The sequence below is a fragment of the Saccharothrix isguenensis genome (genome assembly GCF_052936305.1).
In genome coordinates this window covers 3,031,485-3,053,978 of record NZ_CP193626.1, presented here as the reverse complement: position 1 = coordinate 3,053,978, position 22,494 = coordinate 3,031,485, and the positions used below count along the sequence as shown (strand labels likewise).

The window sequence follows — 22,494 nt, the reverse complement described above, 5'->3', positions numbered from 1 at the left end:
CTCCCGCTTCTTCCCGACTTCTCCCGCGCACACCCGGGGTGGGGATGCGCGCCGGCACCCCCACCCCGGGATCGACCTAGTTCTTGATCGCTTCGAGCAGCGGGACGACCTGCTCGATGCCGTAGGGCACGCTCAACACCGTGTTGAACGACATGGCCGCGCCGATCGGCGGGTCCATGTAGGTGAGGAACAGGTCGCGCTTGTCGCCGACGACGCCGAGCCGTTGGTAGGCGGGCACGGACTTGACCCGCTCCCACGCGGTCTGGTCGAACATGAGCCACACCAGCCGGTCGGCGTCGAGCAGGTCGAACCGCTCCTCGCTGAACTCGGCGACGTTCTTCTGACCGGCGAGCGCGCCGATCTCGTCCACGAGGGTAAAGCCCAGCTCCCTCATGAAGATGGCCTTCGGGTCGGTCGGTGCGAACGCGGAGTACTGGCCTGGCTTGAAGCTGTCGGCCACCACCATCGTCTTGCCGGCCCACTCGGGGTGCGCGGCCTTGGCGTCGGCGAAGCGCTCGGCCACGCCGTCGATCAGCGCCTGGGCCTCCTTCTCCTTGCCCAGCGCCTTGCCGATGTGCAGGGTCTGGTCCTGCCACGGCGCGGCGTAGTCGGGGAACGCCTTGGGCTGCGCCACCACCGGCGCGATCTTCGACAGCGTCTCGTACTGCTCCTCGTTCATCCCGGAGTAGACCGCGATGATCAGGTCTGGCTTGAGCGCGGCGACCTTCTCCAGGTTGTACTCGTCGCGCTCGCCGACGATCTCGGGCTGGGTGGAGCCCCAGAGTTCCCTGGTCCACGGCCAGTTGCCGAACGGCCGCTCCTTGAACCAGTCCACGACGCCGACCGGCTTGACGCCCAGGGCCAGCACGGGTTCCTGGTCGGACAGGCCGAGCGTGACCACCTTCGTCGGCTCGGCCTTGATCTCGGTGGTGCCGTACTTGTGCTCGACCGAGACCGGGAACGCGCCGGAGGAGGAGGCGGCTCCGGTCGGGGTCGCCCCGGAGCCGGCGTCGCCGCCGCCCCCGCAGGCGACCAACGCCAGCGCTGCGGCCGAGACGACCGCGGCCAGCCTGAACTTCGTGGACATCAGGGTTTCCCTTTCGAAGGCGCGGCGACGCGCCGCAGTACCAGTCAGGTTTGGATATGGCGAGGATCTTCAGCGGGACGGTGAGACGCTGATCGCGAAATCGGACCGCACGGGCTCGGCCGACTGGACCGGCACCGCGGGTTCACGGTGGTCGAGCACGGACTGGAGGATCTCTCCGACGCGCACCGAAGTGTTGGACAGCAAGGACGACGAGATGCCGTGCGTGTGCTCGGTGCCGCCCTGCAGGTACAGCCCGGCGAGCAGTTGGTCGTCGGCGTCCAGGCGGTAGTCGCGCCCGACGCCGAGCCGGCCGTGCTCGTCCCGCGCGCAGCGGTCGGCGAGGTCGCCGAGCAGCGCAGTCGGGTCGGCCTCGCGGTACCCGGTGGCGTAGACGATCGCGTCGGCCTCCAGCACCTCGCGCTCGCCCGAGCCCAGCGATTCGACGGTGACCGTGACGCCGTCCGGGCGGTCGTCCAAGTGGGCGACGCGGGAGAGGTTGAGCAGCCGCAACCGCTGCTCGCCCACCACCTTCTCCCGGTAGACCCGCCGGTACAGCTCGGCGATCAGGTCGTTGTCGACCACCGCGTAGTTCGTGTTGCCGTGGTAGTCCATGAGCTTGCGCTTGACCTGCTCGGGTGCGGCGAAGAAGTCGTCGACGGCGTCCGGGTCGAAGATCCGGTTCGCGAACGGGCTGTCGTCGGCCGGGCTGTAGCCGTAGCGGGCGAACACCGCGCACACCTCGGCGGACGGGAACCTCTCGTGCAGGAACGCGGTGACCTCGGCGCCGCTCTGCCCGGCGCCGACCACGACCAGCCGGCGCGGGTCGGCCAGCGACTCGACGCGGTGCAGGAAGTCCCGGTTGTGCCAGACCCGCTCGGACGGGCGGACGCCGTCGGGCAGGGCCGCGCGCAGACCGGTGGCCAGCACGAGGTTCCGGGCGCGACGCACCTCCACCTCACCGGACGACGTGCGCGAGGTGACGTCGAAGTGCGTGACCACGCCGTGCTCGGTGACCGGCCGGACGCCCACCACGTCGTGGTCGTAGGACACCAGGTCGTCCACGCGACCTGCGGCCCACTCGAAGTAGTCGTGGAACTCCACCCGCAGCGGGAACAGGTTCTTGTGGTTGATGAAGTCGACCAGCCTGCCCCGGTCGTGCAGGTAGGTGAGGAAGGTGAAGGTGCTGTTGGGGTTCCGCAGGGTCACCAGGTCCTTGAGGAACGACACCTGCATGGTGGCGTCCTCGATCAGCATGCCCCGGTGCCAGCCGAACTCCGGCTGGCGCTCCAGGAAGTGGGCGGTCACCACGTCTTCGGGACGCGCGGCGGCGTTGTGCTCGGTGACGGCGATCGCGAGGGCCAGGTTGGAGGGCCCGAAGCCGACGCCGAGGACGTCGAAGACCGGTGGCTGTGGCATGGGTGTCCCATCGGTGCGACAACAGGTGATCGAACTTTGGTGAGCCTAACCTAAGTTGATCCCCGGTGGGAGTGATCCAGGCCTCTCTTCTGTTTAGGCTAGCCTCACCTAGCAAACCAGCGGAAGGCGGCATCGGGTGGAACCCGTCCTGAAGACTGCTGTCCCCCGGGCCGTCCCCAGGACCGCCGTGCTGCGGGACGCCGTGACCGGGCAGTGGAAGTCGGTGACCCTCGCTTCGGCGCTCGGCGCGGCGCACCAAGCCGGTGAGGCCGCGATCCCGCTGCTCATCGGCGTGGTGATCGACGAGGCGGTGCGGACCGGAGCCGGGGGACGGCTGGCGTTCTGGGTCGGCGTGCTGGCCGCGGTGTTCGTGACGCTGTCGCTGAGCTTCCGGTTCTCCTTGCGCAACGGGGAGAAGGCGTCGCACCAGGCCGCGCACGAGGTGCGGTCCAAGCTGGCCGCGCGGGTGCTGTCGGCGGACGGCGGCGTGGCGGACGGCCGGCTGTCCGGCGAGCTGGCGAACATCGCCACCAGCGATGCGCAACGCGTCGGGCAGGTGAACCTGGCGTTGCCGATCGCCTTCAGCGCCGTGATCGGCGTGCTGGTGGGCGCGGTGGCGTTGCTGCGGGTGTCGCCGGTGCTGGGGCTGCTGGTCCTCGTGGCCGCGCCAGTGCTGTTGGGGCTGGCGCACTTCCTGGGCAAGCCACTCGAACGGCGCAGTGACGCCGAGCAGGACCGGGCCGCGCTGGCGTCCGGGGTGGCGGCCGACCTGGTCGCCGGGCTGCGGGCGTTGAAGGGCATCGGCGCGGAGGCGACGGCCGCGCAGCGGTACCGGGTGACCAGCCGGTCGTCCATGGAGGCGGCGATCCGGGCGGCGCGGTCACGGGCCTGGCTGGACGGGTCGATGCTGGCCATGACCGGCGTGTTCCTGGCGATCGTGGCACTGGTCGGCGGTCACCTGGCGGCGTCCGGGTCGATCACCGTCGGCCAGTTGGTGGCCGCGGTCGGGTTGGCGCAGTTCCTGCTGTGGCCGCTGTCGATCTTCGCGTGGGTGAACGGGCTCCTCGCGCAGGGTCGGGCGTCGGCCGCGCGGGTGGCCGAAGTGCTGTCCGCTCCCCCTGCCGTGCCACCGGGTTCGTCCCCTCTGCCGCCTTCGGTGGCCGGGCGGGTGGAGTTGGCGGATGTCGTGTCCGGGTCGCTGCGCGGGGTGTCGTTGACGGCCGCGCCCGGTGAGCTGCTGGGCGTGGTGGCCCGTGACCCGGCGGACGCGGTGTCGTTGCTGGCCCTGCTGGCGCGCGAAGTGGACCCGGCTTCCGGCGCGGTGGCGTTGGACGGGCTTCCCCTGTCCACTGTAGAGGGATCGGCGCTGCGGTCGGCGGTGCTCGTCGCGGCGCACGACGCGGACCTGTTCGAGGGTTCGGTGCGGGACAACGTGTCAGCCGGGGGAACGAACGCGGGTGGCGTGCAAGCCGACGCGGCGATGGACGCGGCACGGGTGGACGACGTGGCGCGGGCGTTGCCGGAAGGGCTGGACACGGTGATCTCGGCGCGCGGCCGGTCGTTGTCGGGCGGTCAGCGGCAACGGGTGGCACTGGCGCGCGCGCTGGCCGCCGCTCCCCCGGTGCTGGTGGTGCACGACCCGACGACAGCGGTCGACGCGGTGACGGAGGTGTCGCTGGCCGCCGGGATCAAGCGGGTGCGGGCGGGGCTGACGACGATCGTGGTGGCGACGAGCCCGGCCTTGCTGGCCGCGGCGGATCGCGTGGTGTTCCTGGCTTCCGGTGTCGTCGTCTCGTCCGGCGCGCACGCGGACCTGGTGGCGGACGAGGACTACCGACTGGTGGTGTTGAGCTGATGCGCGAGCTGCTGGCGACCGCGTCCGGCGCGCGGACCTGGGCCGCCGTGGGCGAGCTGGTGCGACCGCGCCGCGCGTTGGCGTGGGGTGCGCTGCTGGTGCTGTTCGCGGGCACGGCGGTCGGGTTGGTGACCGCGCCGGTGCTGGGGCGGATCGTCGACCTCGTGAGCGCGGGGTCGTCCGCCCTCACCTGGCCCGTGGTGGTGCTGGTGCTGGTCGCGATCACCCAAGGCGTGTCGACGGCGTTCGGCACGTCCCTGGTGGCGCGGTTGGGCGAGGGGATGCTCGCGGACCTGCGCGAGAAGTTCGTCGAGCGCGCGCTGCACCTGCCGTTGGAGCGGGTGGAGAAGGCGGGCGCGGGTGACCTGACCTCGCGGGTGACGCGGGACGTGCAGGTGATCGGTGACGCGGTGCGCAACGCGCTGCCGGTGATGGCGCGGTCGGCGTTGACCATCGGGTTGACCGTGGTGGGCATCGCGGTGCTGGACTGGCGGTTCCTGATCCCGGTGCTGCTGGCGCTGCCGATCCACGTGCACACCGTGCGCTGGTACGGGGGCCGGGCGGTGCGGCTGTACGCGGCGCAGCGGGTCGCCGTCGGTGTGCAGCAGCAGCAGTTGCTGGACTCGATCGGCGGTGCGGCGACCGTGCGGACGTTCGGGTTGGCGGCGTCGCACGTGGCGCGGGTGCGGTCGCGGTCGCAGGAGGCGGTGGACCTGGCGTTGCGCGGCATCCGGCTGCTGACCCGGTTCTACGGGCGGCTGAACCTGGCCGAGTTCATCGGCCTGGCCGGTGTGCTGGTGACCGGCTTCCTGCTGGTGGGCGCGGGTTCCGCCTCGGTCGGCACGGCGACCGCGGCGGCCCTGTACTTCCACGGGCTGTTCAACCCGATCAACGCGGCGCTGGCGCTGGCGGACGACGTGCAGGCGGCGACGGCGTCGCTGTCACGGCTGGTGGGTGTGACCGACGAGCCGATGCCCGTGCTGGAGGGGCGGGTCCGGCCGGTGGACACGACGGTCAAGCTGGCCGGGGTCGGCTACTCCTACGTGGACGGACACCCGGTGTTGCGGGACGTCGACCTGGAGCTGGGCGCCGGTGAGCGGGTGGCGCTGGTCGGGGCGTCCGGTGCGGGGAAGACGACGTTGGCCAAGCTGATCGCGGGGGTGCACGAACCGACCAGCGGGCACATCAGCCTGGGCGGGGTGGACCTCGGGTCGGCGGTGCGGTCGGTGGCGTTGATCACCCAGGAGGTGCACGTCTTCGCCGGACCCCTGGCCGACGACCTGCGACTGGCCCGGCCCGACGCCACCGACGCCGACGTCCTCGCCGCGTTGGAGCGGGTGGGCGCGCGGGGCTGGGTGTCGGCGCTGCCGTCCGGGCTCGACACGGTGGTGGGCGAGGGCGGGCACCGGTTGACCGTGGCGCAGGCGCAGCAGTTGGCGCTGGCCCGGCTCGTGCTCGCCGATCCGCCGGTGGCGATCCTGGACGAGGCGACGGCGGACGCGGGCAGTGCGGGGGCGCGGGAGTTGGAGGCGGCGGCGGCGCGGGCGTTGGACGGGCGGACCGGGCTGCTGGTGGCGCACCGGCTCACCCAGGCCGTGACGGCGGACCGCGTGGTCGTGATGGAGGCCGGTCGGGTGGTGGAGAGCGGCACTCACGAGGAGTTGCTGGCCGCCGGCGGTCGTTACGCCGTGCTGTGGTCGGCCTGGTCGGGCACCCGAGCCTGACCGTTGGTTCCGGCGCGGTCGGGACAGCGCGGTCAGGCCGGGGTGTCGGTGACCGCGTCCGCCCCGGCCCGCTCGACCGCCCGCGCGTTGTGGAACTGGTCCAGCGCGAACAGCGGGACCACGACTCGCGGAACCCCGCCCGCGAGCGCGGTCATGGTGGTGCCGAAGCCGCCGTGCCCGATGACGGCGTCGGCGTGTGGCATGACGTCCTGCTGCGGCCGGAACCGTTCGACCCGGACGCCCGGGCTCGCGTGCACGAGCGGGCGGTCCGGGTTCGGGAACTCCGGCAGACCGCGTGCCGTCGCCGGTGGCGGCTCGCACCGGAAGCGGTGGACCGGCCGGGCGGGCAGGTCGTCGGTGGGGTCCAGCGACTCCGGCACAAGGTCGACAACGGCATGGTCCGCAGGTCCCGATCGTCGTCCGCGAACTCGGCCGTCTCACGGACGACGAGGTCCGGCTTGAACTCCCGGACCACCGCCTCGACACCGGGCATGGCCGCACGGGCGTTCAGGCCCGCGAGGACCTCCCGACGACCACCCCGTTGGCCTCTTCCACCGGCCCGAACAAGAGGCGCACACCTCGGGATCGCCCGGCCCGTGCGGCCGTTACGCCAAGAGGACTAGAAGAGGACGATCAGCAGGATGATCGCGAGGATCACCGCGATGACGATCGGGATGGTGGCCGGCGACCTGCGGTAGTGCCTGTTCACCGTGGTCGTGCGGAACCAACTGTGCGGTACGCGGCGACGGTGTCGCTCAACCCAGGGCATGTCGGATCCCAACGTCGTGTCGTTTACCGTGTCGACTCCAGCAATACCCAGGACCGGCGCTCCGGACACCTCCGCGTGATCGCGATCGAGGTTCGGTATGCCCGTGGCGAAAGCGGGTGCACCGCCGAGTCGAGGCCGCTTAGCGTGGGTGGCGTGGAGATCATCGATGTGGTGCCAGGCCTGCGGATGCTGCGGTTCCCGGTGGGGCAGGCGTACGTGTGGCAGGAAGGCGACGCGCTGACCGTGATCGACACCGGCATCGCCGGGTACGCCGAGCGGATCGCCGGGCTGGGGCGGATCGAGCGGATCGTGGTGACGCACTTCCACGACGACCACATCGGGTCGGCGGCGGAACTGCGCGCGTTGACGGATGCGCCTGTGTACGCGCACGGGCTGGAGGCCCCGTTCATCCGCGGCGACGTCCCCGCACCGCCGCCGGTCGTCCCACCGGAGGAACGGGAACTGTACGACCGCGTCACGCCCGGCGTGCCCGTCGCCCCGCACTCCCCGGTGGACCGCGAAGTGGAGGAGGGCGACGTGCTGGACTTCGGCGGCGGCGCGAGGGTGCTGTCGGTCCCGGGGCACACGCCGGGCAGCATCGCGATCCACCTGCCCGACGCCGGGGTCCTGTTCACCGGCGACACGGTGGCGATGTGGGAGGGTGCGCCGATCCCCGGCGTCTTCAACCTCGACCGCCCGCTGCTGCTGGACTCGGTGCGGCGCCTGCTGGACCTCGGACCTGACGTCCTGTGCGTCGGCCACGGCGATCCACTCTTGACCGGGAGCCGCGCACGGCTTTAACTATCGAGCACTCGATCGAAACTTTCTGTCGACGTGCTGAGGAGAGTGCCGCCGTGAGAGCTCTGGTCGCCGCACTGGTGTTGGCGTTGCTGGGGGTCGCCCCGGCGACGGCCTCCCCCGACCGGTGGGTCGGCACGTGGTCCGGCGCGGTCACCACCGTGCCGGCGGGCGACTCGACCGCGTTCCAGGACCAGACGATCCGGCAGGTCGTGCGGACCAGCGTCGGCGGCGACTCGGTGCGCGTGCGGCTGTCCAACGAGTTCGGCACGTCACCGCTCGTCGTCGGCGAGACGCACGTGGCGCTCCGCGACTCCGGTGCCCGGGCCGTGCCGTCGACCGACCGTTCGGTCACGTTCGGCGGCCGTGCGTCGGTCACCATCCCGCCCGGCGCGCCCGCGCTGAGCGACCCGATCCCGCTGCGGCTCAAGGCCCGGGTGGACCTGCTGGTGAGCCTCCACCTGCCGAACCACACGCCCGGCACGACCACCAGCGCGTTCGCGTACCAGCAGAACTACGTCGCGGCGGGCAACGTGACCGGCAGCGCCGACATCACGCCGACCGGCACGACCGACCGGTGGTACTTCCTGTCCGGGGTGGGCGTGCGGTCGTCGGCGTCGGCCGTGGTGGCGTTCGGCGACTCGATCACCGCCGGCACCTCTCTCAACGCCAACAACCGGTGGTCCGACTACCTGGCCCGGCGCGCGCCGCGGCTCGGCGTGCTGAACAAGGGCATCGCGGGCAACCGCCTGCTGCACGACCCCAACCCGCCGGCGGGGTCGCCGGCCGAGGGCTACGCGGCGCTGTTCGGCGAGAGCGGCCTGCGCCGGTTCGACCGCGACGTGCTGGTCCAGCCGGGCGCGCGCTACGTGATCGTCCTGCTGGGCGTCAACGACATCGGCCACCCGGGCACGCCCACCGCGCCCGCGTCGGAGAAGGTCACCGCGGCGGACATCATCGCCGGCCACTCGCAGCTCATCGCACGGGCGCACGAACGCGGGCTGAAGGTGTACGGCGGCACGATCACCCCGTTCCGGGACGACGCGTTCGGCTTCTACAGCCCGGAGAACGAGGCCACCCGGCAGGAGGTGAACCGGTGGATCCGCACCGGCGGCGCGTTCGACGCGGTGATCGACTTCGACCAGGCGCTGCGCGACCCCGCCGCACCGGACCGCCTCCACCCCGCGTACGACAGCGGCGACCACCTGCACCCGAACGACAAGGGCAACGAGGCGATGGCCGACGCCATCCCGCTGCGCCTGTTCCGCTGACGCGCCACGGCCCGTCCCTGACGCGCCACGGCCGGGCCCGTCCGGGACGGGCCCGGCCTCAGCCCGACCTGCGGACGATGAACTCGGTGGGCAGGACGACCGGCTCCGGCGCCAGGACCGCGCCTTCGAGCCGGGACAGCAGCAGCCGTGCGGCGGCCTCGCCCATCTCCCGCATCGGTTGCCGCACGGTCGTCAGCTCGGCGTGCGCGGCGATCGGCACGTCGTCGAAGCCGACCACCGCGACGTCGTCCGGCACCGTCCGGCCGACCGCGTTCAACGCCCGGATGACACCCAGCGCCGACAGGTCGTTGTGGGCGAACACCGCGTCGAAGCGCAGCCCGGTGGCCAGCATCTTCTCCGTCGCCTCGGCACCGCGGTCGGTGCCGAAATCGCCCTCCACCACCAGTCTCGGGTCGACGTGCACGCCCGCGTCGCCCAGGGCGTCGAGGAAGCCGTCCAGCCGCTCGCGCACGCAGCCGAAGTTCGACGGCCCCGTCACCACGGCGAACGCGGTGCGCCCGGCCGCCACCAGGTGCTGCGCCGCGTGCTGCGCGCCCTCCCGGTTGGTGGTGGTCACCGACGGGAACCCCGGCCGGCTGCCCCGGTCGTCGATCATCACCACCGGCAGGCCCTGGTCGTGCAAGGTCTCTATGTAGCTCAACGTGTCCGGCGGCTCGATCACCAGCAGCCCGTCGAACGCCTTCGCCGACACGTGGCTGGCGAACTGCGCCAACGACTCCGCGCCCCGGTTCACCGTGTACAGCAGCAGGCCGTACCCCTCGGCTTCCAGCTCGTCCACGGCGCCCTGCACGACCTCGCCGGTCCACGGCCAGGTCAGCGACGGCACCAGCATGCCGACGGTGCGGGCGCGGCCACGGGCGAGGCCGACGGCCCGTGCGCTGGGCACGTAGCCGACGTCCGCGATCACCTGCCGCACCCGCGCCGCCGTGGCCGCGTCCACGTCGGGTTTGCCGTTGAGCACGCGGGACACGGTCGCCTTGCTCACCTGGGCGCGTTGGGCGACTTCGGCGATCGTGACCCGCACGGCGACACTCCTCGGCTGCTAACCCACTGGAAGCGGCTGCGTAACCGGTACCGAAACCGGTTACGGACACGCAGTCAACCCGCTGCGCGCACGCAGCGTCAAGAGTCGTCAGGCGGGATTCGGCGTGGTCAGGCCAGGATCGCGAGCCCGGCGGGCGTCAGCTCGGCCGGCACCCACGGCCCGATGGGCCCGGACTGGGCCGGACGGAGCAGTCCGGCGTGGGCCAGTTCACGGGCGGCGCCCTGGTCGCAGCACAGCAGGCCGTCCACCTTCAGGTCCGGTTCGCTGCTGCGGGTCACCTCGGCCCGTCCGGCCGCGATCGCGCGGAGCAGGGCCCGCGCCCGGTGGTTCAACTCGTCATCCATGATCTTTCACCGTCGTCCCCAGTAGTCGTGCACTGGGCATATCGCCGCGACCTCGCGAAGTCTTACCGACAATTTATTCAGGTAGCCTTAGTAGATAGCTTTATCAGGGCCCCGAACCACCCGGTCCGGGTCGGAACGGCGCGGAGGCCCACCATGTTCGTGCTCGACCAAGGCAGCGGTCCGGCTGTCGTGCTGATCCCGATGATGGGCAGCGACCACCGGATGTACGCACCGCAGGTCGAGGCGCTGCGGGACGGGTTCCGCCGTCTCGCCGTAGACCTGCGCGGCTGCGGCGCGTCACCCACGCTCGACGGCGTCCCGGAGCACGATGTCCTGCGAGTGCAGGCGCAGGACGTCGTCGACGCCCTGGACGAACGCGGGATCGAATCCGCCCACGTGGTCGGCATCCCGTACGGCGGTGTCGTGGTGCAGACGCTCGTGCTGGAGCACGCGGAACGCGTCGCGTCCGCGGTGATCTGCAACAGCCTGTGCGCATGCGGCCCCGCAGCCTCCCCTAGCGCCTGCTGATGGCGAGCGCGAAGGTCCAGCCACTCCTCTACCGGCTGCCGAAGGGCTGGTTCGCCGCCCTGGAGCGGCGCGTCTACCGCCGGTGGCCGGAAGCCGGGCAGGCGGTGGCGGACGCCGTGCTGAACTCACGCCGCGACGACCTGGTGAAGCAACGCCGGGCCGTCAACGCGATCAGGCTCGAAGACCGCCTGCGGCACTGCTCGACACCCGCGCTCTGCGTGGCCGGCGACGCCATGCCAACGGGTGCGGCGATGATGCGCAGGGTCCACGAAGCCCTGCCTGCGTCGGAGTCCAGGCTGATCGAGGACGCCGTCGACCCGTCGAACCTGTGCCAACCGGCTACCTTCACCCAGGTGATCACCGAGTGGGTCCGGCGCCACGCCTCGACCCTGGAGGGCACCCGATGACATCGACGGACCCGACGTCACTGCCCAAACTCGTCAGCCAGGTGCTGGACTGGGTGGTGGCCGGACTCGCCGAACACCTGGCCGGTCGCGGCTTTGCCGACCTCAGGCCGACCCACGTCGTCAACGTGCTGCGCCACATCGAGTGCGACGGCACGAGGCCGACCGTCCTGGCGCAGCGGGCCGGCATGACCCCGCAGGCGATCAGCGAGATGGTCGCGCATCTGGAGCAGGCCGGTTACGTCCGAAGGGTCGCAGACCCCACCGACGGACGGGCGCGGGTCGTGATCTTCGCCGAACGGGGCGCGGCCGCGGCCACCGCCGCGGAGCGGTACTTCGCGGAACTGGAAGACCGAAGCGCCCGTGCGGTCGGTGCCGAACGGTTCCACGACACCAAGGCCGCGTTGGCGCAGATCCTGCGCTCCGGGCACACCGACAGGGCCGAAACCCGGTAAATCCGCACGGCGAGTCCGAAGTCATCGCCATATCCAGATCACTTGCGCAATGCAATGTGACCATCGTCACCACACCAGGTTCATGATCCATAGTCACCACTCACTCACCGCACGTAGCCTGAGCTGGCGGCGCTGCCTTGGAATATCAGCGGCGGCGACGCGCGACAGGGGGAACCGCGGGAATCCGGCCTCGTTGCCGTCTCGCGATCTCCTGGCCCAGCACCATTCCGATCGCCCTCGCGGCGACCGGCGGCCATGTTGAAGGGAGGTTCACATGACTCGCAACCACAGGGCGCAGCTCCGTCCGAAGCTGGTGATCAAGGGCAAGGGCAAGTAGGTGACCCGGAGCGGGGGCGGTGTCTCCGGACCCCGCCCCCGCTCTCCTTTTCGGACCGCAACACCCACGGGAGCGGAATGTTCGTGGTGAAGGCCCTGGGCAGCGGTGTCCACGTGGCACTCGACGGCTCGCTCGGGGTTCGCAGCGTGACCGCGTGCGTCTCGTTAGGCGCAGGTGCGGCAAACGATTCCGCAGACCAGAGTGGACTGTCTCATTTGGTCGAGCACCTCCTGCTCGAAGCGCCCTGCGACGGCGAAACCTCGCTGAGCAAGTGGGCGGACTCCGTCGGCGGCCAGTCCAACGCCTCCACCTCGCACGAGGCAGTGGTGTTCTGGGCCCGCGTGCCCCCGGAGGCCGCGGTCGAGTGCGTGCGGCGCCTGGACCGCGCGATCGCACAGCCGCGGATCACCGACGAGCTGTGCGCCTCCGAGCGCTCGGTCGTCCTGCAGGAACTCCTCGCCGCCGCGGCCGATCCGATCGACGTGGCCAGGGAATCGTTCCACAGCAGGCTCTTCGCGGGCGGCCCGTTCGCCCGACCCGTCGGCGGCTGCGCCGACGACTTCCCCGAACTGTCAGCCGAGGACGTGCTCCGGGCACACCGGCGAACCCTGGCCGCGCACCCGGTCGGCATCAGCCTGGTGGGCCCGCAGGACCTGCTCGCCGAGGCGTTCGCCGCGCTCACCGACGGCGAACTGGCCCGGATCGAGCGGACCGACGCACCCCCGTTGCCCGACTGGGCGCCGACCGAACCACCCAGCCCGGAGGTCGACCCGGACGCCGACTACGCCTACGTGGTCGCGGGTGGGCCGGGCGCGGGCCGCTCCACCGTGCAGTGGGCCGCGGCCGAAGTGCTCGCGGCGGCGATCGGCGGCACCCCTGGTTCGGCGCTGTACGAACGGCTGCGCGGCGAACTAGGGATGGGCTACCAACTCCAGTCCTTCCACACCGCCTACCGCGACGTCGGCTCGTGGTCGGTCGTCGTGGGCGCGCCACCGGAAGACGTCGCCCTGGTGGAGCGGACTGTGCACGACTGCCTCGAAGCCGTGGCGTCCGGCCGGTTGGCCGGCGAGCACCTGGACGCCGCGAAACGGCAGGCTGTCGGCTCCGTGCTGCTGGACAACGAAGATCCGGTCGCGTTGGCCCACTTGAACTGCGCGTGGCTGCCCCTGGCCGGTTCCGGTGAACCGCCGGTCGACGCCGTCAGGCGCCTGATCGCCGGAGTGGACCACGGTGACGTCCGCGCCGTGGCCGCACGGGTGTTGGAGGGTTACACGCATGTCGTCGCGTCCTGACACCGCCGAGCTGCGCGCGCTGGGCGTCGCGGCCGACGTCGCCGAACTGCTGGTCGAGTCCGACGTGCTCGCCCGGGTAGCGGACCACCTCGTGGTGATCACCCCGGAGGTGGACCAGGTCACGGGCGAGTCGCGTGCTCTGGTCACCTTCCTCACGCCATCTGTCCGCACCCGACCGGAGCTGGTGGAAGAGTTGGCCGCCACCGCGGCGGCACGTCACCCGGAGACCGACCGGCTGGTGCTGGTGCTGCCCCCTGGTAGTGAGCCGCCCACGACACCTGGCGGCGCGGCGTACATGCGCTACGTGCTCGCCACCGACCAGCTCGTGACCGCGCGTCCGGCCCCCGGTTGGCAGGTACGGCGGGCGACCGCGGCCGACGCCGACGACGTCGTGCCGCTGTTCGCCGCCGCGCTGGTCGAAGGCTACGGCGTGGCCGGCGCCACCACCGAGCAGTCCACAGTGGACGAGTACGCCGCAGGGCTGTTCGACCAGGCGCTGGAAGCGGGTGCGGTGTTCGTCGCGCACGACGCCGACGGCTTCACCGGCCACGCCACCGTGCTGCCCGACCAGGACGACCTGACCGGGCAGGACCGCCTGGAGCTGTTCGACCAGTTCGTGCTGCCCCGCGCGCACGGCACGCCCGCCGGGTCGCTGCTCACGTCGGCGGCGGTCGAGCACGCCAGGCAGGCCGGTCTGCCGCTCCGCGGTTACGTGTCCGGTGGTGACGCCGGCTCGGACGCGGTCTACGGCGCGCTGCTGGCCAAGGGCTGGCGGCAGGACACGACGTACTGGTCCCTCCCACTGTCCTCGCTCCCCCGGCCTTCGGAGGTGGTTCCCGGTGGCTGACCGCCGCTTGACGTTGTTGCCCACGGTCCAACCCGGTCTGCGAACCACCAGCTTCTGCCTCACCGTCACGTGCGGCTCGCGTTCGGACCCGGAGGGCCTCGGCGGCCTGACCCACCTGGTGGAGCACCTGGTGATGTCCGCACCGCTGCGCGGCGGCGAGTCGTTCAGCCGGCGCACCGAGCGGATGGGCGGCACGGCCAACGCGCACACCGGCCTGGAAGAGCAGCAGTTCTACGCCCAGGTGCACGCGCAGGACGCGCCAGAGGTGCTGGATCTGTTGCTGGAGGCGGTGTTCGCGCTCGACTTCGACGAGGCCACCGTCGCCAGGGAGAAGGACGTCGTGCTCCAGGAGTTGGCCGGTGGCGCGGCCGATCCGAGCGAGCAGGCGCAGGACGCCATCCTCGAAGCGCTGTTCCCCGGCCACCCGCTCGGCGCGCCGGTCGGCGGGACACCGGAGGGCATCCGCGCGATCACCACCGGGCACGTGCGCGCGCACCACTCGGGCGCGGTGCTGAGCCGTCCGGTGAGCCTGTCCGTGGTCGGTCCCGAGATCCCGGCGCTGCCCGCCGACGTGATCGCGGACCTCGCCGGCGACCGTCCGCCCGACGACCGCAATCCGCTCACGCCCGTGCGGCGGGACCCGATCACCTGGCCGGAGGGCTACTTCTGGCTGTGCTACGGCGTCCGCTCCCCCGCGATGGGCGACCCGGCGCGACCGGCGTACGACCTGCTGGCGCTCCTGCTGGACTCCAGTCCCGCGTCCCTGCTGTACCAGCGGCTGCGCGACGAGCACGCGCTCGGCTACGCGTTCGACACGTGGGACCGCGGCTACACCGAGGCCGGCGCGTGGCGGATGCTCGTGGGCGTCGATGACGGCAACGGCGACCGGGTGGAGCGGATCGTGCGCGGACTGCTCGGCGAACTCGCCGATCGCGGACCCGAGGACGAAGACCTGCGCACGGCCAAGCGCCGGGCGGAGGTCCAGCTGCTGCTCCGGACCGAGAACCCGGTGGAACTGGCGAAGTTGGCCGGCGTCCGGTCCCGTGCGGGCAGCGTTCCGTGGTCCGCAGACGCGGACCTGGCGGCGCTGACCGCGGTGACGGCCGGAGCGATCGCCGAGGCCGCCGCCGACGTGCTGGCAAACCTGACGACAGTGGTACGAGCCGGAGGATGACCACCCCATGACCACCACCGCCACCGGGATCGACCTCGCCCTCTTCCACCGGTTGCTGGAAGTGGACGACGACGAGACACCCGACGTGCTGGTGCGCGCCGCGCGCGACCACGGCTGGTCCTTCCCGGCACTGGTGCTGTCGGCGTTCGCGCACGAGGGCATGGCACTGGGCAGCGGCTCCTCGGACGAGCTGAACCGCACCAAGGCACGCCGGGAGCTCTACGCCTCGGCTCTCGCCGAGCTTTCCGCGCGGGTCCCGGTCAATGTCCTCAAAGGACCGTCGATCGCCCGGCACTACCCGGACGGGCTGGTGCGCGCTGTCGGCGACCTCGACCTCGTGGTCGCCGACGAGGCCACGCTGTGGCGCGCGGTGCGGGCGGTGCTGGAGCTGTGCCCGGTCGAGTCGGTCGGGGTGTCGGTGTACGGCCACCCCGAGCAGCACCTGATCGTCGGCCTGTCCTGGCCGGGCGCGGACCCGTTGCTGGACAAGGAGCACCTGGTGGAGCTGTCCACCGCGGCGTTCCCCGGCGACCAGGGGCCGGTTCCGGTGCGTGCGCCGCAGCCTGAGGACCCGGTCACCTCCGACCTGCTCGCGGTGGCCGAGGAGCGGTTCCAACGCCCCTTCACCGTCAAGGACCTGGTCGACGTGGCCGCGCTCGCCCCGCTGGTCGCCTCGGGCACGGACGTCGTGGCCGCGGCCGAGGAGTGGAACCTCGCGCCGGAACTGCTGGAACTGCTCGAACTCGCGGCGCCCGGGATCGACCTGGGTGGACTCGCCGACGCGGTCGTGCCGCTGCGCGCCGCAGCCGAACGCGAGCGGGAGCGGCGGCTCGCCTGGACGCCACCGGAACCACCGGAGGATCCGATCGCGGCGGCGCTGGCCGCCGGCGGACAGGTCGGCGGTCTGCTGCTGCGCGAGGCGAGGCGCGACGACATGGCGCGGTCCCGCGTGCACCGGTACGACGGCGGTGTCCTGCTGGTGACGCCGGTCGGCGACTACCTGATGGTGGACCAGGTCGAGGTGACCCAGGAGCAGTACGAGCGGGCGCTCGTCGAGCTCGACGTCATCGACCTGGACGGCGTCGGACTGGACGGTGGGGACGAATGAGTGAACCGACCGGGTCGGCCGTCGTGGTCGAAGGGCTGCGGCGCACCTACGAGCGCAAGCGGCAGGAGCCGCGCGTCGCGCTGAACGGGATCGACCTGTCCGTCGCCGTGGGCGAGGTGCACGGGCTGCTGGGACCGAACGGCGCGGGCAAGACCACCCTGTGCAAGATCCTGTCCACCGTGCTGCTGCCGACCGGCGGCCGGGCGGAGGTCTTCGGCCACGACGTGGTCACCGACACGGCCGCGGTGCGACGCCTGCTCGGCATCGTCTTCGGCGGCGAGCGCGGCCTGTACGGCAGGCTCACCGCGCGCCAGAACCTGCGCTACTGGTCGGCGCTGTACCGGCAGCCGCGATCCGATGGCCGGAAGCGGGCCGCCGCGCTGCTGGAGCGGGTGGGCCTGGCGGACCGGGCCGACGAGCGCGTCGAAACGTTCTCGCGCGGCATGAAGCAGCGCCTGCACCTGGCGAGGGGCCTGATCGGCGACCCCAAGCTGCTCGTGCTGGACGAGCCGACCATCGGCATGGACCCGGTGGCGGCCAGGGACTTCCGCGCCCTGGTCGGCGAACTGCGCGCGGAGGGTCGGACGATCCTGCTCACCACGCACGACATGGCGGAGGCCGAGGCGATCTGCGACCGGGTGTCGCTGATCGACGAGGGCAGGCTCGTGGCCACCGAGAACCCCAAGACGATCGGCGACTGGCTGAGCACCTACGAGCGGGTGGTCGCGGAGGACGTTCCCGAGGACGTGGCCGTGTCCGTGCGGGCGGTGCCGGGCGTGCGTGAGGCCACCCGGGCCGAGGGCTCGCTGGTGGTGGAGACCGACGCCGCGGGTGCGGCGGCACGGGTGGTCGAGCTGCTGGTCAAGGCGGGCGTCGCCCGGATCTCCACCGGCAAGCCGTCCCTGGCGGACGTCTACCTGCACGTCATCGGCGACCGGGGCAGCGTGGTGCGGTGATCACGGTCTTCGGTGCCGCGGTGTGGTTCCAGGGTCTGCAGATGCGCCGGATCGCCAACCTGAGCGCGCTCGTCAACACCCCGCTGTTCACCCTCGCGCTGGTGGCGATCATGGTGCACTCCGGGCGGGCGGACCTCGCCCCGTACGCGGTGGTGGGCGCGACGGTGATCGCGGTGTGGCAGATGGCGATCAACGAGTCCGGCGACATCATCGACGCGGACCGCGGCCAGGGCACGCTGGAAGCGTTGATCAGCACGCCCGCGCCGCTCGCGCTGGTGGTGCTCGGCCGGACCACGACCGTGACGGTGATCAGCCTGCTGTCGCTCGTGGAGAGCATCGTGGTGGCCCGCCTCGCGTTCGGCGTGGTGGTGGACGTCCACCACGTGGGCCTGTTCGCGGCGACACTGGCGCTGACCGCGATGGCGATGGCGATGACCGCATCGGCGATGGCGGGGATCTTCGTGCTGTCGCGGTCCGCGCGGACGTTCCAGAACGCCTTGTCCTACCCCTTCTACCTGCTCAGCGGAGCCGTCGTGCCCGCGCCGCTGTTGCCGGAGTGGCTGCAACCGCTGACCAAGGTGATCTTCCTGTCGTGGTCGACCGACCTGGTCCGCGATTGCCTGCGCCCGGAGGCCGTGCCGAACGCCTTGGCACGCCTGGGCGTGGTGGCCGGGCTGGGTCTGGCCGCGATGGCGGCGGGCGTGTGGGTGCTGCGGCGCATCCTGGTGCGCGTCCGCACGACGGGGGCGGTGAGCTTCGCGTGATCCGCGACAACGTGAGGGTGCTGGCCGCCGCGTTCGTCAGCGCGCTGGCCGACCTGCGGGCGATCTACACGTGGCGTACCTGGTCGTTCGCCTGGCTGTCCCGGATTCTGGCGCAGGTGGCGTTCTACGCCGTGATCGGGCGGCTTCTCGGGTCGGCGGAACGCACCCACTACCTGCTCGTCGGCAACGCGGTGTTCATCGCGGCGCTGGTGTCCCTGCTGGTGTGCGCCTCAACCGCGTGGGAACGGCAGGCCGGCACGCTGCCGCTGCTGGTGGCCGCGCCGACCAGCCCGTTCCCGCTGTTCGTGGGGCGGAGCGCGCAGTGGCTGCTGGACGGGACGCTGTGCGCGTCGATCGCGCTGTTCGTGCTGTCGCCGCTGTTCGGCCTGCCGCTGTCGATGCCGCGGGCGCTGCTCGCGCTGCCGCTGATCGCCCTGGTGTCGTGGTCGACCTACTGCTTCGGGCTGCTGCTGTCGGCGTTCGTGCTGCGCAAGGTGGAGTTGCGCAACCTGGTGGCCGGGCTGAGTTCGATGACGCTGATGCTCTTGTGCGGGGTGCAGGTGCCGACGACGTTCTGGCCCGCGCCGTTCCCGCAGTTGGCCGAGGTGCTGCCGCTGACCCACGGGCTGGGTGCGGTGCGGGACCTGCTGTCCGGCGCGCCCGCGGGCGTGGTGCTGGGCGGCGCGGCGCTGGAGCTGTGCGTGGCGACCGGCTGGCTGGTGGTCGCGGGCTTCGCGTTCCGACACTTCGCGGAGAGCGGGCGACGGGACGGCTCCATCGAGTTTGGCGACTGACACCGCCCTGACAGCGCGGTGCCCGCCCGTCCCGAGTGGGACGAGCGGGCACCCCGGCGGTGCTCGGTGATCAGCCCCGGCTGAGGGCGGACCGACCCGCGTAGCGGGCCTCCGTGCCCAGCTCCTCCTCGATGCGGATGAGCTGGTTGTACTTCGCCGTGCGGTCCGAACGGGACAGCGAACCCGTCTTGATCTGACCGCAGTTGATCGCAACCGCGAGGTCGGCGATGGTGGTGTCCTCGGTCTCGCCGGACCGGTGGGACATGACCACCGAGTAACCCGCCCGGTGCGCCTTCTCGGTCGTCGCCAGCGTCTCGCTGAGCGTGCCGATCTGGTTCACCTTGACCAGGATCGAGTTGGCGATACCCGCCTCGATGCCCTCGGTCAGCAGCTTCACGTTGGTGCAGAACACGTCGTCGCCGACGAGCTGGCAGCGGTCGCCGATGGTGTCGGTGACGAGCTTCCAGCCCTTCATGTCGTCCTGCGCCATGCCGTCCTCGATGGACACGATCGGGAACTTGGCCACCAGCTGGGCCAGGTACTCGACGTGCTCCTCCACCGTGCGCTTGCGGCCCTCACCGGCGTAGTCGTAGACGCCGTCCGCGTAGAACTCGGACGCGGCCGGGTCCAGCAGGATCGCGACGTCGTCGCCGGGCGTGTAGCCCGTCTTCTCGATCGCGTCCACGACGAACTGGAGCGCCTCGTCGGCGGAGTTCAGGTTCGGCGCGAAGCCGCCCTCGTCACCCACGTTGGTGTTGTGCCCGGCGGCGTGCAGCTCCTTGCGGAGCGTGTGGAACACCTCGGAACCGACCCGGACGGCCTCGGCGAACGTCTTGGCGCCGACCGGCGCGATCATGAACTCCTGGAAGTCGATCGCGTTGTCCGCGTGCGCGCCACCGTTGATGATGTTCATCATCGGCATCGGCAGCAGGTGCGCGTACACGCCACCCACGTAGCGGTACAGCGGCACGTCGTGGTGCGCGGCGGCGGCCTTGGCCACCGCGAGCGACACGCCCAGCGTCGCGTTCGCGCCGAGCCGCGCCTTGTTCGGGGTGCCGTCCAGCTCGATCAGCGTGCGGTCGAGGTCCGTCTGGGCCTCGGCGCTCATCCCCAGGATGGTCTTGGAGATCTCGCCGTTGACGGCGTCGACCGCCGCGCGCACGCCCTTGCCGTGGAACCGGCTCTTGTCGCCGTCCCGCAGCTCGACCGCCTCGTTGGTCCCGGTAGACGCCCCCGAGGGAACCGCCGCCCGACCTCGCGCACCGCCCTCCAGCAGCACGTCGACCTCGACAGTGGGGTTGCCCCGGCTGTCGACGATCTCCCTGCCGACCACTCGGACAATGGCAGTCATCTCACTCCTCGGCTCTGGATAACCACAGGCGGCTGAGGACCACGCCGTTGTGGCATCCCCGCCGAGCGCGGTTCGATTGTCATCAACATGTTTCCCGCCCGCCTGAATCATGTCACAGCGGCGGGTTCGACCCTCGGTGACCAAGGGGTGCGCGGCTGGGCGACCCACGGCCCGTGGACGCCGTTAACGTGCTGTTAACGGAAGTCCTTCACGAGCGGTGGTCGGAGCCCGCCATCGGCGTCAGCCACGCCCCGGGCGGGGGGTTCTCCAGCACTTTGGGCCACCCCGGCTCGTCGTAGGCGATGAAGCTGGTGCCCAGCACGGCCAGGTCCCAGTGGTCCAGTTCCAGGTCGAGGCGTTCGAGCTCGCGGACGAACGGCCGCCACGCCACGCGCTCGCCACGGGACATCGCCGCCAGCTGCTCCAACAGCCAGCCGACCGCCGGGTCGTCCGCCCGGGGGCACCCGCGCACGGCCTCGGCCACCCGCTCGACAGCCGGGCCGGGTGACAGGTCCAAGCCGCCCTCGTCGCAGCGGCGCAGCTCTTCGTCGAGCACCGCGCGGTCCTCGACGGACAGCCGGCCGTCCGCGAGCGCGGTCAGCAGCCGCAGCCTGGTGGGGCGGTCGCAGAGCAGGCCGAGCTCGCGGACCAGGTCGGCGGGCTCGTCGGCGACGTGGATGAAGCTGAGCACCCGGTTGGGCTGGCCGAGCAGGCTGCGCAGGGTGCCGGGCCGCTGCGCGGACAGCGTGGCCGAGCCCTTGAGGCCGCTGAGCCGCACCGTGCCGGGCACCTCGTGGCCCTCGCCGCTGCGCAGCAGGAGCAGCAGACCGGGACGGGACAGGACGTGCTCGTTGACCCTGAGGCGGTCGAGGGTGGCGGACGTGAGCTGGTAGCGCCACAGCTCGCGCCAGCTGTGCGGCGTGAACGACAGGGGCTGCGCGGCGACGATCTCGAAGTCGTGCTCAGCCAGGTACTCCACGACGGCGCGCAGCTTGGCCGCGACCAGCCCGTCCGGCTTCATCATGAGCAGGGCGGACCGGTGCAGAAGCTCGCCGACGGCGGGCCCGCAGGATTCCACCGCGTCGCTGAAGCCCTCTCGGAAGTACGTTTCGCGCTGGTACAACTCCGCCTTGAGCGGCAGCCGGGTCAACGACGGGAGAGTGTTCACGTTGGCAGGGCCCCCATAGAGTGCGTTCCATTTGGCGCCAGTTGTGCGACAGCGACCCGTGACATTGTCCACAGTCCCGCGCATCATGTCGAGGTGCGGTCAAAATTCGAGTGGTTGGCCCCCATGTCACTGTGGCCTCTCGCCCGGCCGCTGATACCGCGGCCGGTGGCCCGTCCGCAGGGCGGCGGCACCCGCCGGACCGACGACGAGGCGGTGTTCGGCGCGGTCGTCTACGTGCTCGCGAGCGGGTCCGCGTGGCGCGAGGTGCCCAAGGTGTTCGGCACGTCGTGGCAGACCACGCACCGCCGCTTCACGCAGTGGTGCCAAGCGGATCTGTGGCGGCGACTGGTCGACGCCGCGGTAGCGGCCGAGTCCCGTGGGGACGGTTCCCACGAGCGAGGGTCTCGCGGACAGTCCGCCGGTGATCTGGCCGAGTGGGCGCGGACGCTGGCGAAGACGGCGGATGAACGGCTGCGCGAGGCGCGCGGTGACGCGGCGGGCCGGCAGGCGCCCGCGCCGAGGCCCTACATCAAGCGGCAGTTCAGCGGCGGCTTCGTGGAGCAGTTGTTCGGCCCGCGCCGGTGGCGCACCTCCCACGGTCGGCCGTCATCACGTGAGACAACATTCGAAGAATTCGAATAAAAACACCCGTCCACGTGAGACAAAGTCACTTCGGACCAGTCTCGGAATACTTGACAGAATGATCGGAGGCGATTGTAGGCTTGTGCTGCGGGTACCTTTCGCCCGCCTCGAATAAGGGAGCAGAGACATGCAGCACGCATTTTCTCCTGCCATTCAGAGTGGCAACTTCAACCTCAAGAACGAGGTTGTGCAGCTCATCCCGACCGGTGGCGTCGCCGAGCGCGTCGTCATGAGCGTCCGTGAGCTGGAGTCGTTCCGGGTGGCGGGGCTGTCCGTCCCGGCCTCCAAGCACGGCCTGGAGACGATCTGCGGCGCCAGCTGCGAGACCGGCGCCCAGTAGTTCC

At 71.3% G+C, this 22,494-nt stretch carries 23 protein-coding genes; 16 read left to right on the top strand and 7 right to left on the bottom strand.

Annotated elements, in window-relative coordinates; translation table 11 throughout:
* Positions 1-76 precede the first annotated feature (76 nt).
* The gene (locus ACRAKI_RS14430) at positions 77-1,087 is read right to left on the bottom strand and encodes an iron-siderophore ABC transporter substrate-binding protein (protein ID WP_447007587.1); all 1,011 of its coding nucleotides are present in this window, start codon (positions 1,085-1,087) and stop codon (positions 77-79) included.
* Between the two features lie 69 nt (positions 1,088-1,156).
* Positions 1,157-2,503 (bottom strand): lysine N(6)-hydroxylase/L-ornithine N(5)-oxygenase family protein, encoded by a 1,347-nt coding sequence (locus ACRAKI_RS14425; protein WP_447007586.1) that lies wholly within the window; start codon positions 2,501-2,503, stop codon positions 1,157-1,159.
* A gap of 136 nt (positions 2,504-2,639) precedes the next feature.
* On the opposite strand from ACRAKI_RS14425, the gene ACRAKI_RS14420 reads away from it, so the two are divergent.
* Positions 2,640-4,358, top strand: a complete 1,719-nt coding sequence (locus tag ACRAKI_RS14420) for an ABC transporter ATP-binding protein (RefSeq protein ID WP_447007585.1) — start codon at positions 2,640-2,642, stop codon at positions 4,356-4,358.
* The gene (locus ACRAKI_RS14415; RefSeq protein ID WP_447008421.1) at positions 4,355-6,082 is read left to right on the top strand and encodes an ABC transporter ATP-binding protein; all 1,728 of its coding nucleotides are present in this window, start codon (positions 4,355-4,357) and stop codon (positions 6,080-6,082) included. The genes ACRAKI_RS14420 and ACRAKI_RS14415 overlap by 4 nt, the downstream gene beginning before the upstream one ends.
* Positions 6,083-6,114: 32 nt before the next feature.
* Here the strand turns inward: ACRAKI_RS14415 and ACRAKI_RS14410 are convergent, their stop codons facing one another.
* Positions 6,115-6,462 carry a glycosyltransferase gene (locus ACRAKI_RS14410; protein WP_447007584.1) on the bottom strand — a complete coding sequence of 116 codons (348 nt, stop codon included), beginning with the start codon at positions 6,460-6,462 and terminating at the stop codon, positions 6,115-6,117.
* A gap of 542 nt (positions 6,463-7,004) precedes the next feature.
* On the opposite strand from ACRAKI_RS14410, the gene ACRAKI_RS14405 reads away from it, so the two are divergent.
* Positions 7,005-7,652: an MBL fold metallo-hydrolase gene (locus ACRAKI_RS14405; RefSeq protein WP_447007583.1), complete on the top strand. Its 648-nt coding sequence runs from the start codon at positions 7,005-7,007 to the stop codon at positions 7,650-7,652.
* A gap of 53 nt (positions 7,653-7,705) precedes the next feature.
* Positions 7,706-8,920 (top strand): SGNH/GDSL hydrolase family protein, encoded by a 1,215-nt coding sequence (locus ACRAKI_RS14400; RefSeq protein ID WP_447007582.1) that lies wholly within the window; start codon positions 7,706-7,708, stop codon positions 8,918-8,920.
* Positions 8,921-8,978: 58 nt separating this feature from the next.
* Here the strand turns inward: ACRAKI_RS14400 and ACRAKI_RS14395 are convergent, their stop codons facing one another.
* Both ACRAKI_RS14395 and ACRAKI_RS14390 read right to left on the bottom strand, forming a co-directional pair.
* On the bottom strand, positions 8,979-9,965 hold the full coding sequence (locus ACRAKI_RS14395) for a LacI family DNA-binding transcriptional regulator (protein ID WP_447007581.1): 987 nt from the start codon (positions 9,963-9,965) through the stop codon (positions 8,979-8,981).
* A 128-nt stretch (positions 9,966-10,093) separates the two neighbouring features.
* Positions 10,094-10,330, bottom strand: a complete 237-nt coding sequence (locus tag ACRAKI_RS14390) for a hypothetical protein (protein WP_447007580.1) — start codon at positions 10,328-10,330, stop codon at positions 10,094-10,096.
* 153 nt (positions 10,331-10,483) lie between these two features.
* Here ACRAKI_RS14390 and ACRAKI_RS14385 point away from each other — a divergent pair, with 153 nt between their 5' ends.
* The 10 genes from ACRAKI_RS14385 to ACRAKI_RS14340 all read left to right on the top strand — a co-directional run bounded on the left by ACRAKI_RS14385 (position 10,484) and on the right by ACRAKI_RS14340 (position 18,989).
* Positions 10,484-10,858: an alpha/beta fold hydrolase gene (locus ACRAKI_RS14385; RefSeq protein WP_447007579.1), complete on the top strand. Its 375-nt coding sequence runs from the start codon at positions 10,484-10,486 to the stop codon at positions 10,856-10,858.
* Entirely contained in the window at positions 10,858-11,265 is a 408-nt protein-coding gene (locus tag ACRAKI_RS14380; protein ID WP_447007578.1) for an alpha/beta fold hydrolase, read from the top strand. Before ACRAKI_RS14385 ends, ACRAKI_RS14380 begins: the two co-directional genes overlap by 1 nt.
* Positions 11,262-11,717, top strand: coding sequence for a MarR family winged helix-turn-helix transcriptional regulator (locus ACRAKI_RS14375; protein WP_447007577.1), 456 nt, complete (start codon positions 11,262-11,264; stop codon positions 11,715-11,717). Before ACRAKI_RS14380 ends, ACRAKI_RS14375 begins: the two co-directional genes overlap by 4 nt.
* Before the next feature lie 255 nt (positions 11,718-11,972).
* On the top strand, positions 11,973-13,346 hold the full coding sequence (locus ACRAKI_RS14370) for a M16 family metallopeptidase (protein ID WP_447007576.1): 1,374 nt from the start codon (positions 11,973-11,975) through the stop codon (positions 13,344-13,346).
* Positions 13,330-14,193 (top strand): N-acetyltransferase family protein, encoded by an 864-nt coding sequence (locus ACRAKI_RS14365; protein ID WP_447007575.1) that lies wholly within the window; start codon positions 13,330-13,332, stop codon positions 14,191-14,193. Before ACRAKI_RS14370 ends, ACRAKI_RS14365 begins: the two co-directional genes overlap by 17 nt.
* On the top strand, positions 14,186-15,367 hold the full coding sequence (locus ACRAKI_RS14360) for a M16 family metallopeptidase (RefSeq protein WP_447007574.1): 1,182 nt from the start codon (positions 14,186-14,188) through the stop codon (positions 15,365-15,367). Before ACRAKI_RS14365 ends, ACRAKI_RS14360 begins: the two co-directional genes overlap by 8 nt.
* Before the next feature lie 7 nt (positions 15,368-15,374).
* Positions 15,375-16,475 carry a nucleotidyltransferase family protein gene (locus ACRAKI_RS14355; RefSeq protein ID WP_447007573.1) on the top strand — a complete coding sequence of 367 codons (1,101 nt, stop codon included), beginning with the start codon at positions 15,375-15,377 and terminating at the stop codon, positions 16,473-16,475.
* The gene (locus tag ACRAKI_RS14350) at positions 16,472-17,431 is read left to right on the top strand and encodes an ATP-binding cassette domain-containing protein (protein ID WP_447007572.1); all 960 of its coding nucleotides are present in this window, start codon (positions 16,472-16,474) and stop codon (positions 17,429-17,431) included. Before ACRAKI_RS14355 ends, ACRAKI_RS14350 begins: the two co-directional genes overlap by 4 nt.
* Positions 17,428-18,195: an ABC transporter permease gene (locus tag ACRAKI_RS14345; protein ID WP_447007571.1), complete on the top strand. Its 768-nt coding sequence runs from the start codon at positions 17,428-17,430 to the stop codon at positions 18,193-18,195. Before ACRAKI_RS14350 ends, ACRAKI_RS14345 begins: the two co-directional genes overlap by 4 nt.
* The gene (locus ACRAKI_RS14340) at positions 18,192-18,989 is read left to right on the top strand and encodes an ABC transporter permease (protein WP_447007570.1); all 798 of its coding nucleotides are present in this window, start codon (positions 18,192-18,194) and stop codon (positions 18,987-18,989) included. The genes ACRAKI_RS14345 and ACRAKI_RS14340 overlap by 4 nt, the downstream gene beginning before the upstream one ends.
* A gap of 70 nt (positions 18,990-19,059) precedes the next feature.
* Here ACRAKI_RS14340 and eno read toward each other — a convergent pair whose 3' ends face one another.
* Together eno and ACRAKI_RS14330 are read right to left on the bottom strand one after the other, a co-directional pair.
* On the bottom strand, positions 19,060-20,340 hold the full coding sequence (eno, locus tag ACRAKI_RS14335) for a phosphopyruvate hydratase (protein WP_447007569.1): 1,281 nt from the start codon (positions 20,338-20,340) through the stop codon (positions 19,060-19,062).
* A gap of 208 nt (positions 20,341-20,548) precedes the next feature.
* Positions 20,549-21,508 (bottom strand): nucleoside-diphosphate kinase, encoded by a 960-nt coding sequence (locus ACRAKI_RS14330; protein WP_447007568.1) that lies wholly within the window; start codon positions 21,506-21,508, stop codon positions 20,549-20,551.
* 123 nt (positions 21,509-21,631) lie between these two features.
* Between ACRAKI_RS14330 and ACRAKI_RS14325 the strand changes: the two genes are divergently transcribed.
* Entirely contained in the window at positions 21,632-22,150 is a 519-nt protein-coding gene (locus ACRAKI_RS14325) for a transposase (protein WP_447007567.1), read from the top strand.
* A 187-nt stretch (positions 22,151-22,337) separates the two neighbouring features.
* The gene (locus ACRAKI_RS14320; protein ID WP_447007566.1) at positions 22,338-22,490 is read left to right on the top strand and encodes a hypothetical protein; all 153 of its coding nucleotides are present in this window, start codon (positions 22,338-22,340) and stop codon (positions 22,488-22,490) included.
* The last annotated feature ends 4 nt before the right edge of the window (positions 22,491-22,494 follow it).

Bases quoted from the DNA above. Each gene is read 5' to 3' on its own strand.
- ACRAKI_RS14390 (WP_447007580.1), bottom strand. From the start codon at position 10,330: ATGGATGACGAGTTGAACCACCGGGCGCGGGCCCTGCTCCGCGCGATC.
- ACRAKI_RS14425 (WP_447007586.1), bottom strand. From the start codon at position 2,503: ATGCCACAGCCACCGGTCTTCGACGTCCTCGGCGTCGGCTTCGGGCCC.
- ACRAKI_RS14355 (WP_447007573.1), top strand. From the start codon at position 15,375: ATGACCACCACCGCCACCGGGATCGACCTCGCCCTCTTCCACCGGTTG.
- ACRAKI_RS14350 (WP_447007572.1), top strand. From the start codon at position 16,472: ATGAGTGAACCGACCGGGTCGGCCGTCGTGGTCGAAGGGCTGCGGCGC.
- ACRAKI_RS14430 (WP_447007587.1), bottom strand. From the start codon at position 1,087: ATGTCCACGAAGTTCAGGCTGGCCGCGGTCGTCTCGGCCGCAGCGCTG.
- ACRAKI_RS14375 (WP_447007577.1), top strand. From the start codon at position 11,262: ATGACATCGACGGACCCGACGTCACTGCCCAAACTCGTCAGCCAGGTG.
- ACRAKI_RS14380 (WP_447007578.1), top strand. From the start codon at position 10,858: ATGGCGAGCGCGAAGGTCCAGCCACTCCTCTACCGGCTGCCGAAGGGC.
- ACRAKI_RS14370 (WP_447007576.1), top strand. From the start codon at position 11,973: ATGTTGAAGGGAGGTTCACATGACTCGCAACCACAGGGCGCAGCTCCG.
- ACRAKI_RS14365 (WP_447007575.1), top strand. From the start codon at position 13,330: ATGTCGTCGCGTCCTGACACCGCCGAGCTGCGCGCGCTGGGCGTCGCG.
- eno (WP_447007569.1), bottom strand. From the start codon at position 20,340: ATGACTGCCATTGTCCGAGTGGTCGGCAGGGAGATCGTCGACAGCCGG.
- ACRAKI_RS14385 (WP_447007579.1), top strand. From the start codon at position 10,484: ATGTTCGTGCTCGACCAAGGCAGCGGTCCGGCTGTCGTGCTGATCCCG.
- ACRAKI_RS14325 (WP_447007567.1), top strand. From the start codon at position 21,632: ATGTCACTGTGGCCTCTCGCCCGGCCGCTGATACCGCGGCCGGTGGCC.